This window comes from Sinorhizobium sp. NFACC03, from assembly GCF_900103435.1.
GTDB lineage: Bacteria > Pseudomonadota > Alphaproteobacteria > Rhizobiales > Rhizobiaceae > Ensifer.
In genome coordinates this window covers 73634-89192 of record NZ_FMXF01000026.1, presented here as the reverse complement: position 1 = coordinate 89192, position 15559 = coordinate 73634, and the positions used below count along the sequence as shown (strand labels likewise).

Genomic DNA, 15559 nt, shown 5'->3' with positions numbered 1-15559 from the left:
CGCATCTGCTGGAAGGGAGCTGGCCGACGGAAGCCGTTCTGGCTGAGGTTGCCGTCTCCAAGCATTCCGAACATATGCCGCTCAACCGGCAGGCCGAGGTCATGGCGCGACACGGGGTGCCGATAGACCGCACCGTCCTGGCAGATTGGATGGGCAGGACGGGTGCTGCGATCGCGCCGGTGGTCGACCACATGGCCGAACGGCTGCTGTGGGAAAGCACGCGGCTTTATGTCGACGAGACAACGGCTCCGGTGCTTGATCCGGGGCGAGGCAAGACGAAGACCGGTTATCTGTGGGCCGTGCTGCGTGACGACCGCGGCTGGAATGGCTCTGCGCCGCCAGGCGTGGTGTTCCATTACCGGCCCGGGCGTAAAGGCGAATATGCCGCTGAAATCCTTGACGGGTTTAACGGGACAATCCAAGTGGATGCCTACGGTGGTTACTCTCACCTCGCCACGTCGGACCGGATGGGTGGCGATCCCTTGAAGCTGGCTTTCTGTTGGGCGCACGGGCGCAGAAAGCTGATCAAGGCCACGCCAAAGAGCGGATCGCCCATCGTCAACGAGGCGCTGGTGCAGATCGCCGCGCTCTACAAGATCGAAGACAGTATCCGGGGCTCAGATCCCGAACATCGCCGGGCAGTTCGACAGGACCTGTCCCTCCCGCTGGTGGACGAGTTCTTCACCTGGCTGGCAGCGCAAGCCAAGCGCGTCTCACGCAAATCTGACCTCGGAAAAGCCCTAGCCTATATGCTGACGCGGCAGGATGGCTTCCGGCTGTTCCTGGACGACGGCCACGTCGATATCGACTCCAACCTGGTGGAAAACGCGATCCGCCGACCGGCCATGAACCGCCGCAATGCGCTCTTTGCGGGGCACGATGAAGGAGGGCGCAATTGGGCTCGATTTGCCAGCCTGATCGGCACTTGTAAAATGAACGGCGTTGAGCCCTACGCCTATCTGTGCGACCTCTTCACCCGCCTCGCAAATGGCCACCTCGCCAAGGACATCGAAGCCCTGATGCCATGGGCCTATGCCGCCCGCATCAAGGCCTCACAATGAGCTCGTCAGGTACTCTTCGGTGAGCTCATTTGACGGCCCCTAGATCAACTTCTGATCGCTGCAACTGAAAAATCGATGGGGCGTGGACGCCGCATACGTTGGTTCGATGTGCTATCAGGGAAATGAAGCTGGCGACTTCGCATTGGGAATCGGAAGCGGAGGGATGGTGCAACTGCTCGTGGCTGCCGCGTCCGCGCAAAAGGCTCTGGTACGGTCTCTCAAACTCAACCCTGATCCTGCATCGAATGAGCGGGGTCCGCGGCGCGACGAGACGGATTGGCGGTTGCCCGTCCGGGTTCAGCCACAACGCTTCAGCCTCCAAGCGCGCCGCAGGGATACCAGGCGCTGTCGGCAGCAGACAGCGAGTGAACGATCATGTGAGCCGCGCGTTACCTGTCAAATGGTGAGGTAAATTCATGACTCGAACCTCTCGAAGCAACGGCCGCCGAGCGGAACTGCTCCACATTGGGCTCGTTGTATTTGCAATGTTGATTATCGCGGCAATGGTGGCGCTTCTGTAAGGCGATGTGCAAAGCAGTTGGCAAAGAACATACTGCCAATTGTGATCGGCCCCATTGTTCCCACACCCGTACTGGCACCCAGAGCCTCGGCCCGTTGGGTAACGGTCTCGCCGTATCGCCATGGCGAGGCTTGGTGTTTAAAGGCCAAACCCGTTTGTCGCTCGCTGTTTCGGTCAGAGGGAGAAGTTTGCGTTAATTCAACACTCACTCCGCTCGTGTCGGAAGACGCTGGCATGCGGTGCGTGCGCCTTGGTTCCATACTCCATCTTTTTGGCCCAGAACGTGAACATGCTCGCAACAAGCCGTGCTCGGGGCTCGTGAAGAACGGCTCCCTTCGCGCCGAAAACGACCTTCGAGCCACGGCTCATATCGCGACGAGCCTCCGAGCATATCTCAGCAACGCGGTCAAAGGTTGTGGGTTGTTAAATGTTTACAGCTTTGCGCATCCCCTCGCTTTCGTGGCTCTAGATTTCGTGCAGGCAATCCTGAGTCAGCCGAGTGTTGGCTGCCACCGGCCCTGCCACCGGGACTATGTTTGCCAGCCGCCTCGTTTCGTGGCGACCGTCTCGCAGCCGGATTCTGGCCGCGTGCTTGGAATTAATGACGGGCGAGACTGTTTCAGCTGGGACTTTGGCATGACGCTGACGTGCCCTCCTGGCTGGGTAAGCCTCGATTTTGAGGAGACTCGCATCATGAAGATTTCGTCCAGATTTCGTTCAGTCGCGGCTGCGGTTATCGCTGCAGCAGGAATCAGCTTTGCCGGCACCGCGCATGCCGACAGCGGTACGATCAGCTTCTCAGTCTACAAGGCTGCCTTCTTTGTGGGCGGTTCTGGAGGCGAGGGCACGCTGACCTTCCATGGTCGTCGCTATCCCATCTCTGTCGGCGGCATCTCGGGCGGCCTCGCCTTCGGGGCTTCTAAAACCTATTTCCATGGTACCGTTCGCCACATTCGCCGCGCCCGCGATGTGACGGGGGTCTACGGTGCGGCGGGCGGTGGCGGCGCGCTCGGCAAAGGGGCCCAGGTGATCGTCATAACCAATGACAAGGGCGCCCAACTCGAGCTCTCAGGCAAGCAGGTAGGCCTGAAAGTCAACGCCGATCTCAGCGGTCTTGCCATCACGGTGAAGTAAGGGCCGTCGCTCCGTTCGTCGTCCCTGCGGTCGGCCCACGACGCTGAATACAAAGGCCGGCTTTTCAGCGCTACCATCTAGGAAGCGGCCGTTCCACTGTCGGCCCCATTTCGGTCGTTCAATGGCGCGCGTTCAATGATCGCTCGTCCGTTCACCGTTCAGGCCAAAGGCCGTCAACTCGAACTACCCGTTAGAGACGATCGCCGCCTGCCAATGCGACGAAATTGGCCGACTGTGAATCCCTCGCCTTGAACGGAACCGGACCGATGGCGTTTTGTCGCGTCGCTTAAGCCACTTGCGTTATTGAACAATGCAAGAGACGCTGCGTGCAGGGCACTTCCCCCTTGCGATACCATCGCGATCAGCGCCAATCGTTAAGGCGGCACCTCCGAGATCACCTCCCGGCCCGGTACAGGATTCGATCGCCTGTTCCCTTGGTGTTAGAATTAGGACGAACCTGCGGAGTCGAATATGACGACCAGAGTAACCGCCCTGCCTGATCAGACGGACTTCGACGTGAACGCCAGCGAGACCTTGCTGGAGGCGGCCTTGAGATCGGGCGTGCCGTTCGCGCATGCATGCGGCGGGCGGGCGAAATGCTCGACCTGCCGTGTCTGGATCCTCTCTGGCTTGGAGGCCTGCCCAAATCGGAATGCCGCTGAGGCTTCGATGGCCGATCGATTGAGTTTGACGGACGAAGTTCGGTTGGCTTGCCAGCTTAAACCTCAAGGCGACCTTCGTATCCGGCGATTGGTGTTGGACGAAACCGACCTGATGATCACCAACCAACTTGGCGCAACAGCCGCGACACGTTCTGGGGAAGCGAAGCACGTCACGGTGTTCTTCAGCGACATTGTCGATTTCACGGCGCTGTCGGAGAAGCTCTCTGCCTACGACGTGATGTATCTACTCAATCGCTACTTCGCCCAGGTCGGCGACATCATCGAGAAGAATGGCGGGTTCATCGACAGTTTCATTGGTGACGGGCTCATGGCCATATTCGGCATTGATGGTCAACCTGACGCACCGCTTCGCGCCGTCAATGCAGCCCTTCAGACTCTCGGCACCGTGGATCGATTGAAGCCGTTCTTTGCCTCGATGTATGGCATCGACTTCGAGATCCGCATCGGCCTCAACTACGGCGAGGCTGTCATCGGGACATTAGGTTTTTCCGGACATGGCCGACTGACCGCCATTGGTGACGTTGTGAATGTGGCGAGCCGGATCGAGGCCGCCAACAAGGATGCCGGTACGCGGCTGCTGATATCCGAACCGCTCCGTAACGCACTTGCCGATAAAGTTGAAATCGCTGACTTTGTCAGAGTGCGCCTTCGCGGTACAAGCGAGCGCACGACGCTATTCGAAGTAGGTAGGCTGAGGCCCGAAATCGACGCCGATCTCAACGCCAAGCCCTCCCGCGAAACCATCCGACATGGCGGCAGAAGGTGGGTTTGCGCTCTAGCTGAACAAGACCTTCAGCTCCACGAAAGGCGGATCCTCGACTTCGAGGACTATGATATCGTTATCGTTCGCGAAGCGGATGGCTATTGTGCCTTCAACAACGCCTGCCCACATCTTCATCTGCCTTTATACGAGCGTCGCAGTCCAGCCCAGACAAAAGGGCTGCAACTCCCACACACCGAAAGTGCGATTACCAGCGATCTTGGCCTGGTCTGCCGATGGCATCAGAGCTGTTTTGATCTGCTCACAGGCGAAATCAGGCAGTGGGCGCAGTTGCAGCAGGATGGCACCGCGCCTGGCTATGAATACGCGGGCGACATTTCGAAAAACCGCGCCAAGCTGGTCGTTTACCCGTGCCGCGTGCAGGACGGCTCTGTCTGGATCGGGTTGGACTGACCGCCCTGGCTTTGCCGGAGACCGGGTGGGTTAAGCTCCGAACATGGCTGGCTCGATCGACCTGGCGTAAGACTGCTCCGTCGCAAAGGCGAGGACCAGATCAGCCTTGCTCAGTGCATCATCGCCAGCGCGGCCGTGAAGAAATCCTCGCCTCCGAAGTTTCCCGATTTCAGCGCCAGTAGCATATCGCCCTGCGCATTGCCGACCGTTCGCAGCACCGGCACACCGGGCGCGATCTCCGGGCCGATCAGGAAGGCTGGAATGGCCAGCCTGTCGACCGCGGCACCCGCGGTTTCTCCGCCGGCGATCACCAGGCGCCGCACGCCTCTTGCCACCAGTTCGGCGGCGATGATCGACGTTGCGGATTCGATCGCGTGACCGGACGCCTCGCGCCCATATAGTGCTTGCAACCGGGACACGGTTTCCGGCGCTGCGCTCGCGGCGACGACGATGGGACCGGCCGAGATGCGGTCCCCGGCCCAGGAAATCGCCGCGGCGATCTCATCCGGGCCGGCAAGCAGCCGCTCCGGGTCGAGCCGCAGAACGGGCATCGACCGTTCGACGACGTCGAGCTGATGCAGCGTTGCCTTGGAACAACTGCCGGCAACGACGGCGGAAAGCCCGCCCACGGGGAAAATGGCGTTCGCCGTTGTAGCGTCGCCGGCAGGAGCCCGGCCGGAGCGGACGAGTGCACGGGCAAGGCCAAGCCCGAGGCCCGACGCGCCGGTGGATACCGGCGTTTCCAGTGCGATCGCGCCAAGCGTCTCGAGATCGCGTTCGAAGATCGCGTCGGCAATTGCCGACCTGACACCTGCCTCACGCAGGGCCTCGAGCCGGACCCTGACTGTATCGGGTCCCGCCGCGATTGCCGGCAGATCTATAAGCCCGACGGCGCCGCGCGACTGTATGGCCATCACCCGCACGAGATTGGCGTCGTGCATCGGATTGAGGGGATGGTCCTTGAGCGGGCTTTCGTTCAGCGGCTGTCCGCCGACGAAGAGATGGCCGAGATAGACGGTACGGCCCGTTTCCGGAAAGGCAGGCGTCACCAGCACAAGTCCACCGCCCGCGGCATCACTCAAAGCCTCGGTGACCGGACCGATATTGCCGGCATCGGTGGAATCGAAGGTCGAGCAGACCTTGTAAAGCACATGGGCGGCACCGCGCCGGCGCAGCCATCGTTCGGCCGCGGTCGCGGCTGTTACGGCGTCAGCGGCAGGCACCGAGCGGATCTTCAGGGAGACGACAACCGCGTCTACATCCGGCAGCGCCAGCGACGGATCGGGGATGCCGACCGTCTGCACCGTGCGCAGTCCGTTTTTCGTCAGCGTATTGGCGAGGTCGGAGGCACCCGTATAGTCGTCAGCGATCGATCCGAGCAATATAGCCACCGTCTAGCTCCTTGCAAAAGGTCTGAACCAGCCAAGACCGTCCAGTGTGTGGCCGCGCGGGATGTATTCGCAGCCGATGAAACCGTCATAGCCAATGCGGTCGATTTCGCCGAACAGATAGGGATAGTTCAGCTCCTCCCCGTCCGGCTCGTTGCGTGACGGCACGCTGGCGATCTGGATATGGCCGGTGATCGGCATGAGGCGGCGCAAGGCCATGACCACGTCACCATGGATGATCTGACGATGATAGACATCGAACTGGAGCTTCAGGTTCGGCAGGCCGAGTTCCCCGATCAGGCGCTCGGCCGTGCCGAAATCATCGAGGAAATATCCCGGCATGTTTCGCCCGTTGATCGGCTCGAGCAACAGGTCGATGCCCTTCTCTGAGAGCCGCCCCGCAACGTAGACGACGGAGCGTCGGTAAGATGAGGCTGCGTCCTCGTCGTTTGGATCAGCAAGGCCGGCCATCAGGTGCAGCCGCCCGACACCCGTCGCGGCCGCATAGTCCAGCGCCCGCTCGACGCCCGCTTTCAGCGCATCGAACCGTCCGGGAAGCACCGCGATACCCCGCTCGCCGGCGGCCCAATCGCCGGGCGGCAGGTTGAACAAGGCCTGCTGCAGATTGTTGCGGGCGAGCCGTTCGGCGATTGCCTCCGGTGTGGCTTCATAGGGAAAGAGATATTCGACGGCGGCAAACCCGGCATCGGCCGCAGCGTCGAAGCGGTCGAGGAACGGCCATTCGTTGAACATCATCGTCAGGTTGGCGGCGAAAACCGGCATGGTGGTGTTCCTTTTACAGGCTCTGCAGTTCTTTGGTCGCACCGGGCAATGTTGCGCCCGAGAGCTGGGCGTAGAGGCGCGCGAGCGACGAATCGTCGTCGCGGCCCATGCCGGCTCCGGACGCGCCCAGATACATCTGCAGGGCCGCAGCTGCGAGCGGTACCGGATAGCGCTCCGAGCGAGCCATATCCTGGACGATGCCAAGATCCTTGACGAAAATCTCGATGCTGCTCAGCGGACTATAGTCTCCGGCCAGCACATGCGGCACGCGGTTTTCGAACATCCAGGAATTGCCGGCCGAGGCCGTGATCACTTCATAGACCTTGTGGAGGTCGAGGCCCTGCTTGGCGGCAAACGTTATCGCTTCGCAGGCGGCCGCGATGTGCACGCCGGCGAGAAGCTGGTTGATCATCTTGAAGGCGGCGCCGGTTCCGGCCGCGTCGCCGAGCTCGTAGACCTTGCCGGCCATGGCGTCGAGACCCGGGCGGGCCGTGTCGAAAGCCTGCTTGGAGCCGGATGCCATGATCGTCAGTTCGCCGTTTGCCGCCTTGGCCGCGCCGCCCGAAATTGGCGCATCGAGATAATGCAGACCGAGTACCTCCACCCGTTGTGCCAGGTCGCGTGCCACAACCGGGTCCATGGTGGCCGACGAAATGAAGACTGCTCCGGGCTTCATCGTCCTTGCGACACCCTCGACGCCGAACAGCACAGCCTCGGTCTGCGCACCGTTGACGACGACGGAGACGACAATGTCGGCATCCTTTGCCGCACCGGCGGGCGTGGCAGCGCCGCGTCCACCCTCGGCGGTGAAGCGGTCCACCGCCGCAGGAGTGATGTCATACCCAACGACGTCGAGGCCTGCGCGCTTCATCGACCGGGCCATTCCGAGCCCCATGGAGCCAAGGCCGATGACGGCCGCAACAACAGCGGGGCCTGAATTTTCAGCAAGCGGTGACATAACGAGTTCTCCAGTCTTGTAAAGAAAGAGCCGCCCTACCGGGTGCTGCCACCCGGAGGGGTTGGTGTTTAGCGGTTGACGGTTTTCGCCGGAACCGTCAACACGGCCAGCGAACCGATGACCAGGGCGGCGGCGAGAAGATACATGCCCGCGCTGTTGCTGCCCGTAAGATCCTTCAGATAGCCCACCAGAAACGGACCGAGGAACCCGGCGAGATTGCCGACCGAATTGATCCAGGCGATGCCGGCGGCTGCGCCCGTGCCGGCGAGAAAAGCCGTCGGAAGCGACCAGAAGAGCGGCGCGCAGCTGATGGCGCCCGCAGCAGCCAGCGAGAGGCAGACGATTGAGACCGTCGTGCTTGTCGCCGTCGTTGCCGCGACAAAACCACCGGCGGCGATGAGGGCGGGGATGACCAGGTGCCACCGGCGTTCACGCAGCCTGTCGGCGGAGCGGCCGAGCGCCAGCATGGCGAAGAAGGTGCAGATATAGGGGATAGCGGAAATCAGGCCGATATTCAGGTTCCCGCTGACACCAGAGGCCTTGACGATGGACGGCATCCAGAAATTCAGGCCGTATTGCCCAAGCACGAAGCAGAAATAGATAAGGCACATCAGCCAGACGCGGCGGTCCGTCAACGTTGCGGCAATGCTGTGCGGGCTCGAGGCCTTGGCCCGGTCCTCCGCCTCGATATTGGCCGCCAGCACCTGCTTTTCCTCATCGCTTAGCCATTTCGCGTCACGGATCGTATCATCGAGGTAGAAGAACGTGGCGACGCCGAAAAGGATGGCCGGGATGGCTTCGATCAGGAACATCCACTGCCAGCCGGAAAGACCATGCGTGCCATGGAAGCTGTCCATCAAGAGACCCGACAGCGGATTACCGAAAATGGCGGATATCGGGATTGCGGACATGAAGCTGGTGATGATTCTGGCGCGGCGATGGGCCGGATACCATGCGGTCAGATAGAGAATGATGCCAGGGAAAAATCCCGCTTCCGCAACGCCCAGCAGGAAACGCAGGACATAGAAGACGGCTTCCGACGAGGTGAACATGAAGGCGGCGGAAATGATGCCCCAGGTGACCATGATACGGGCAATCCACACCCGCGCGCCGACCTTGTTCATGATAATGTTGCTCGGCACTTCAAACAGAAAATAGCCGATGAAGAAAATGCCTGCGCCGATACCATAGGCCGCTTCCGAGAGGCCGAGCTCACTCGACATCTGCAGCTTCGCGAAGCCGACATTGACGCGGTCGAGATAGGCGACCACGTAGCACAGCATCAAAAAAGGAACGATTCTCCAGAATACCTTGCCATAGGCCCGGTCTTCCACAGTCTGTGCGGCATACGCGCCATCGACTGGCGCGTGCGTTTGCAGCGTCATGATTTTCTCCTCCAATTGTTGCCGCGGTCTCCTTCCGCGGCTCGCCGAGCCAATAATGGCAGCGCTGCCATTTTCTTTAATCCATTTTGGCAGCGCTGCCAACGCAAAATTGGTAGCGCTGCCAAAAAAATCTTGCTTCTTGAAGAGAGTGGTGAAAAATGAGGACCGCATGGTGGGCGACATCGGAGAGGGATGACGGCTTAGCGGCTGAAGCGCCCACCCGAGGTGGGGTTCGAAAGTGACTATGGAATTCAAACACCAGGCGACAGTGACGCTTGCCGAGGTCGCGGAAGCGGCCGGCGTCGGCGAGAGCACGGTCTCGCGGGTGCTGCGCAACCACGGCTCGTTTTCCGGCAAGACGCGGGACCGGGTGATGGCTGCGGTCGAGCGGCTCGGCTATGTGCCGAACCGGATCGCAGGAACGCTCGCCTCCACCGCTTCGCGCCTGGTCGCCTTCGTCATTCCCTCGCTATCCAACATCGTCTTTCCCGATGTTCTGCGCGGCGCCAGCGCCGTTCTGGAGGAAAACCGGTATCAGGCGGTCTTCTCCGTCACCGACTATGATCCGGGGAAGGAAGAAGCGCTTGCCGCCGCGATGCTCGCCTGGCGGCCCACGGCGGTGATGCTGGCGGGGTACGAGCACACGGAGGGCACGGTGAAGATGCTGCGCGCAAGCGGCTGCCGGATCGTCGAGCTGCTCGATCTGGACGGCGATGCGCTTGATCTGGCGGTCGGTTTCTCCAACCGCGCAGCCGGACGCGAAAGCGCGGCTTTCCTGCTCAAGCGGGGCTATCGCCGGATCGGGTATGTCGGCCACGACCTCAACCGCGATACCCGCGCCAGCAAGCGGTTTTCCGCTTTTTGCGAAACGCTGGGCGTGCATGACGCCCCCCTCGCCGATCGCGAAATTCTCGCCGGAGCATCGTCGGTGGAAAACGGCAGGCTGGGTCTGGAGCGGCTGCTCGCCCGGACGCCCGATCTCGATGCGGTCTATTTCTCCAACGACGACATGGCGCTGGGCGGCTATTTTCACTGTCTGGCGCGGGGCATTGCGATCCCCTCGCAGCTTGCCATTTTCGGCTATAACGGCCTCGATATCGGCCGGGCAACGCCGCAGCCCCTCTCGACCATCCGCACGCCGCGTGTCGCGACCGGACAGATGGCAGCACAGCTAGTCATCACCAATGCGCCACCCCAGGTCGTCGATCTCGGTTTCGAGCTGATCGAAGGGGCAACCGCCTGATAGGGAGAAACTGTTATGTCCGACGCGCGCCTGCGTGAAGAAATCTGCCGCTACGGTCGTTCGCTGTTCGAGCGCGGGCTGACGCCCGGTTCGTCGGGCAATATATCGTTGCGGCTGGAGGATGGCGGCTGGCTGGTCACCCCGACGAACGCCTCGCTCGGCTTCCTCGACCCGGCCCGCATCTCAAAGCTGGACGCCGAAGGCCGGCACCTCGCCGGCGACAAGCCGACCAAGGAAATTCCGCTTCACACGGCGCTCTACGACACGCGCGGCAGTGCCCGCGCCATCGTCCATCTTCACTCCACCCACGCGGTGGCGCTGACCATGCTGCCGGAGATCGATCCGCGCGCCGCCCTGCCGCCGATGACCCCCTACTATCTCTTGCGCGCCGGCGAGACCGCGCTGGTCCCCTACTATCGTCCCGGCGATCCGGCGGTGGCCGACGCGATCCGCGGGCTGGCGGGAAAATATTCGTCGGTGCTTCTGGCCAATCACGGACCGGTCGTCGCCGGCGACAGCCTGGAGGCGGCCGTATTCGCGACCGAGGAGTTGGAGGAGACGGCGAAGCTCTATCTGCTGCTGCGCAATCTCAACCCCCGTTATCTCAGCCCGGCGCAGGTCAACGATCTCACCAAGACCTTCGGCCTCGACCTGCCGTCGCATCACGACCACGACCACGACCACGATTGATACGCGATCACCTGAAGCAGGCACTCATTCCTTCACCGCCCCGGTCATGGACGAGACGTAATAATCGACGAAGAAGGAATAGAGGATCACCACCGGCAGCGAGCCGAACAGCGCGCCGGCCATCAGCGCGCCCCATTCGAACACGTCGCCGCGGACCAGCTCCGTCAGCACGCCGACCGGCACGGTCTTGTTTTCCGAAGACTGGATGAAAGTGAGCGCATAGATGAACTCGTTCCACGACAGCGTGAAGGCAAAGATGCCCGCCGATATCAGCCCGGGGACAGCAAGCGGCAGGATGATCTTGATCAGGATCTGCCAGCGCGTCGCGCCATCCACTAGCGCGCTCTCTTCGAGCTCGAACGGGATCGACCGGAAATAGCCCATCAACAGCCAGGTGCAGAACGGAATGAGGAAGGTCGGATAGGTAAAGATCAGTGCCAGCCTGGAATCGTAGATGCCAAACTTGAAGACGATGAATGCCAGCGGAATGAACAGGATCGAGGGCGGCACGAGATAGGCGAGAAAGATCATCAGGCCCACCGGCCGCGAGCCCGAGAACCGCACCCGCTCGATTGCGTAGGCCGCAAAGACCGAAGCCGCAAGCGACAGAAACGTCGCGCAGGTCGCCACCAGCATCGTATTCCACAGCCAGCCTGGATAGGAGGTTTCGAACAGCAGGTATTTGATATGGTCAAGCGTCGGCCCGACCACCCAGAATGGGCTGTAATTGTTGTAATCCGTCAGCTGCGAATTCGGCTTCACTGCAGTGATCGCCATCCAGTAGAACGGAAAGAGCAGCACGAAGACGAACACCGCCATCGGCAGATAAACCATCACGATCCTGCGTGGCAGGCGGTTGAGATAGCTCATTCCCTGTACATCATCTGTCAGAACGGCATCTTCGGATTTCACGGTCGTTGTCATCGTCATTCTCCCCCAATCAATCCTGGCCGCCCTGCTGCCATTTACGGCGTTGCAGACCGAAGAAGCTGAACATGATGGCGGCAAGGAGGAACGGGATCATCGCCACAGCGATCGCGGCCCCCTCGCCCAACTGTCCGCCGGGGATGCCGCGCTGGAAAGACAGCGTCGCCATCAGATGCGTCGCATTCACCGGCCCACCCTTGGTGAGCACATAGATGAGCTGGAAATCGGTGAAGGTGAACAGCACCGAGAAGGTCATGACGACGGCAATGATCGGCGTCAGCATCGGCAACGTCACATAGCGGAAGCGTTGCCAGCTCGTTGCGCCGTCCAGCGACGCCGCCTCCTGCAACGACGCCGGAATGGTCTGCAGGCCCGCCAGCAACGAAATGGCGACAAAGGGAATGCCGCGCCAGACATTGGCGGCGATCACCGAGGCGCGGGCATTTTCCGGATCGCCCAGGAAGTTGATCGGACTATCGATCACGCCGAGCTGCATCAGCGACCAGGAGATGATCGAAAACTGCGCATCGTAGATCCACCAGAAGGCCAGCGCCGAGAGCACGGTGGGAACGACCCAGGGTAAGAGTACGATTGCCCGGAAGAAGGACTTGAATGGCAAATTTTCATTCAGCAGCAGCGCCAGCCACAGCCCGAAGACGAATTTCAGGATCGACGCCACAATCGTGTAGAGAAGCGTGTTGAAGACCGAGAGCCAGAAGACCGAATCCTCGGCGAGGAAGATGTAGTTTTCGAGCCCGATGAACACGCCGTCGCGGCCGATGCGCGTGTCGGTGAAACCGAGCCAGACGCCGAGGCCAAGCGGATAGGTCAGGAAGCAGACAAGGAAGACGGCGGCCGGAAGCATGAAGAGGAAACCAATCATGTTCCTGTTCTGCATGAGCGAGGCCATCGCGGATGGCGGCTTCCTGGATGACGCTGTGGACATCGGACATCTCCCGTATAGCGGATTGGGGAACGGGTAGCGGCGGGGCATTTCCGCCGATACCTTGTCTCAGCGGCCTATGCAGGCCACGTTGGGATTTAGACCCGGTAGTAGCGGTTTGCCCGGCGCTCAGCCTCTACAATTGCCTCTTCCGGCGTCATCTGCCCCGTAACCGCGGTCGCGAACATGTCGACCAGCACGTAGTCGGCCATGACGCCGGCGGACGCATAGCCGAGCGGACCGGCATAGCCGTTCGGGCGCAGCGTTTCCGAGGCGCGCACATAAGGCGCGTGGATCGGATCGGACGTCCAGACGGGATTGTCGGCGAAAGCCTTGAGAGGCTGGCAGCAATACGCGCTGGAGCCCGTGATCCAGGCATTCATCTGGTCGGCCTCCATCATGAACTTGATATAGGCCTTGGCAGCTTCCGGATATTTCGTATGGCTGAAGAGGAGCAGCGAACTGGTCTGATGCAGCTCGACGCTCTGGCCGACCGGACCGACAGGGAAGTTCGTGGTGCGGATGTCGGCTGAAAGTTCCGCCATCGCCGGGTCCTTCTTCGACGCATAGTAGAGCGAGACGCCGTTCGCCGTCAGCGACACCTGGCCCGCCAGGAAGGCCCGGTTGTTGTTGATGTCGAGCCAGCTCTCGGTGCCCGGAATGAAGGTCTCGTAAAGCGCCTTGGCATAGTTGACCGCCTTGAGCGTCTCGGGGCTGTTGATGACGACCTTGCCGCCTTCATCGACCATCTTGCCGCCATGGCTCCAGAGCAGCCAATGGGCATAGTTGTTGCCGTCGCCGACGGCCTTGCCGTGCGGGAAGCCGGCTGGCGTTCCCTTGGCCTTCATGGCTTTGCACAGTTCGAGGAACCCGTCGGTTTCCTTTGGAAATTCGCTGAAGCCGGCCGCCTTCATGTGACTATCCCGGTAGCAGATCGCATTGCCGATGGCCGCCAGCGGCATGGCGATGAACTTGTCGCCGCGCGAAGCATAACCCTTTACGCCATCGTACCAGCCGCCGTATTTGCCGCCGAGGTAGTTGGCGAGTTCGGTCAGATCGACGAGCTTGTCCGGATATTGATGGGCATCGTCGAACCAGCACATCACCATATCCGGCCCGGAGCCGACGTTGGCAGCGACGGCCGCTTTCGGGCGAATGTCTTCCCAGCTTTCCTTGTCGATGCGGACCTCGACACCGGTCGCTTGGGTGAACTTCGCGGTGTTGGCAAGCCATGCATCCTCGTCACCCTTGACGAAGGGCGTCCAGCGCAACAGCCTCAGGCTTGCGCCGTCCTCCGGCTTGTAGGCCGGCTCCGCCCCTTGGGCGAAAGACGAGCGGATGCCGAAAGCCGAAAGGCCGGCCATGCCCGCGACCGCGGCGGATGCGGCAAGAAAATCACGTCTCTTGAAAGTCATAATGCTCCTCCTGGTGACACGGGACATCATCCTTTCCGGCACCCGCCGTCCCGTTTGGCGAATGCTGAGCTAACGGCTTCCGGAAATGCCGGAATGCCGGCCGTTGCGTCAGGGCTCCTCTTCCCTCACGCAGCGCAAAACGGGACGGTATCAGTCGGTCAGCCGCACGCCGGTTTCGGCGTCGAACAGGTGCACATGATCGGCATCGATAGATAGGTGGATTGCCTCGCCCGGCCGGGCGGTCACGCGCTCACGGAAAACGCAGGTGACGTCCGTGCCGCCGAAGCGCACGATCAACTGCGTCTCGTAGCCGGTGGGCTCGATAACCGCGACGGTCACGGGAAACCCGTTCGGGTCGAGCGACATATATTCCGGCCGCAAGCCGTAAATCAGATCACGTCCTCTTGCCGCCGATGGCGACCGCGCGACTGGCAGCGCCATGCCATCGGTTGCGATAAAGCACTTCGGATTTTGCGGGTCGAGCCTGCCCTTGATCATGTTCATCGCCGGCGAACCGATAAAACCCGCGACGAAAAGATTGGCGGGACTGTCGTAGAGGTCAAGCGGCGCGCCGATCTGTTCGACAATACCGTCATGCATGACGACGATTTTGTCGGCCATGGTCATCGCCTCGATTTGGTCGTGCGTGACATAGACGGTGGTCGTCTTCAGCCGCTGGTGCAGTTCCTTGATCTCGGCGCGCATTGCTACCCGCAGTTTCGCATCGAGGTTGGACAGCGGTTCGTCGAAGAGAAACACCTGCGGATCGCGCACGATCGCCCTGCCCATCGCTACGCGCTGGCGTTGGCCGCCGGAGAGCTGGCGCGGATAGCGGTCGAGCAGCTTGGAAAGTCCCAAAATTCCGGCCGCGGTGCCGACGCGCTTCTCGATCTCGGATTTCGGCGAGCCGTTCAGCATAAGAGAGAAAGCCATATTGTCGGCGACCGTCATATGCGGGTAGAGCGCATAGTTCTGGAACACCATGGCGATATCCCGATCCTTGGGCGGCAGGGCGTTGACCACCTTGTCGCCGATGCGGATCTCACCCGCTGAAATGTTTTCAAGCCCGGCCAACATTCGCAGAAGCGTCGATTTCCCGCAGCCCGAGGGGCCGACAAGGATCACGAATTCGCCATCCTCGATTTCGATGTTCACGCCCTTGATGACGGGAAAGGCTCCGAATGATTTTCTGACATCGACGAAGTCAACGCCTGCCATATGCTTTCCTCCCTGTGAATATCATCTGAAATCGGCG

At 61.2% G+C, this 15559-nt stretch carries 13 protein-coding genes; 5 read left to right on the top strand and 8 right to left on the bottom strand.

The features are described 5' to 3' along the window. The 3 genes from tnpC to BLU35_RS26465 form a co-directional block, all read left to right on the top strand. On the top strand, positions 1–1061 hold a 1061-nt coding region (tnpC, locus tag BLU35_RS26475), incomplete at its 5' end, for an IS66 family transposase (RefSeq protein WP_143033002.1). 1213 nt (positions 1062–2274) lie between these two features. Further along, a complete protein-coding gene (locus BLU35_RS26470; protein ID WP_093235152.1) occupies positions 2275–2715 on the top strand; it encodes a lipid-binding SYLF domain-containing protein in 441 nt (146 codons plus the stop codon). Between the two features lie 471 nt (positions 2716–3186). Continuing rightward, positions 3187–4572, top strand: a complete 1386-nt coding sequence (locus tag BLU35_RS26465) for an adenylate/guanylate cyclase domain-containing protein (protein ID WP_093235151.1) — start codon at positions 3187–3189, stop codon at positions 4570–4572. Positions 4573–4682: 110 nt separating this feature from the next. Here the strand turns inward: BLU35_RS26465 and otnK are convergent, their stop codons facing one another. From otnK to BLU35_RS26445, 4 genes are all read right to left on the bottom strand, one after another. Continuing rightward, entirely contained in the window at positions 4683–5963 is a 1281-nt protein-coding gene (otnK, locus tag BLU35_RS26460; protein WP_093235150.1) for a 3-oxo-tetronate kinase, read from the bottom strand. A gap of 3 nt (positions 5964–5966) precedes the next feature. Beyond that, positions 5967–6743, bottom strand: a complete 777-nt coding sequence (gene otnI / locus BLU35_RS26455) for a 2-oxo-tetronate isomerase (RefSeq protein ID WP_093235149.1) — start codon at positions 6741–6743, stop codon at positions 5967–5969. A 13-nt stretch (positions 6744–6756) separates the two neighbouring features. Then, the gene (gene ltnD, locus BLU35_RS26450; protein ID WP_093235148.1) at positions 6757–7701 is read right to left on the bottom strand and encodes an L-threonate dehydrogenase; all 945 of its coding nucleotides are present in this window, start codon (positions 7699–7701) and stop codon (positions 6757–6759) included. Positions 7702–7769: 68 nt separating this feature from the next. Next, positions 7770–9086 (bottom strand): MFS transporter, encoded by a 1317-nt coding sequence (locus BLU35_RS26445; RefSeq protein ID WP_093235147.1) that lies wholly within the window; start codon positions 9084–9086, stop codon positions 7770–7772. Positions 9087–9330: 244 nt separating this feature from the next. Between BLU35_RS26445 and BLU35_RS26440 the strand changes: the two genes are divergently transcribed. Then, a complete protein-coding gene (locus tag BLU35_RS26440; RefSeq protein ID WP_093235146.1) occupies positions 9331–10329 on the top strand; it encodes a LacI family DNA-binding transcriptional regulator in 999 nt (332 codons plus the stop codon). 15 nt (positions 10330–10344) lie between these two features. Continuing rightward, entirely contained in the window at positions 10345–11019 is a 675-nt protein-coding gene (otnC, locus tag BLU35_RS26435) for a 3-oxo-tetronate 4-phosphate decarboxylase (protein ID WP_093235145.1), read from the top strand. Between the two features lie 24 nt (positions 11020–11043). Here the strand turns inward: otnC and BLU35_RS26430 are convergent, their stop codons facing one another. From BLU35_RS26430 to BLU35_RS26415, 4 genes are all read right to left on the bottom strand, one after another. Continuing rightward, positions 11044–11943: a carbohydrate ABC transporter permease gene (locus BLU35_RS26430; protein WP_058324860.1), complete on the bottom strand. Its 900-nt coding sequence runs from the start codon at positions 11941–11943 to the stop codon at positions 11044–11046. Positions 11944–11959: 16 nt separating this feature from the next. Then, positions 11960–12892 carry a carbohydrate ABC transporter permease gene (locus BLU35_RS26425; RefSeq protein WP_053249896.1) on the bottom strand — a complete coding sequence of 311 codons (933 nt, stop codon included), beginning with the start codon at positions 12890–12892 and terminating at the stop codon, positions 11960–11962. A 95-nt stretch (positions 12893–12987) separates the two neighbouring features. Then, positions 12988–14304: an ABC transporter substrate-binding protein gene (locus BLU35_RS26420; protein WP_093235144.1), complete on the bottom strand. Its 1317-nt coding sequence runs from the start codon at positions 14302–14304 to the stop codon at positions 12988–12990. A 150-nt stretch (positions 14305–14454) separates the two neighbouring features. Further along, positions 14455–15522 carry an ABC transporter ATP-binding protein gene (locus tag BLU35_RS26415; RefSeq protein ID WP_093235143.1) on the bottom strand — a complete coding sequence of 356 codons (1068 nt, stop codon included), beginning with the start codon at positions 15520–15522 and terminating at the stop codon, positions 14455–14457. Positions 15523–15559: the final 37 nt, after the last annotated feature.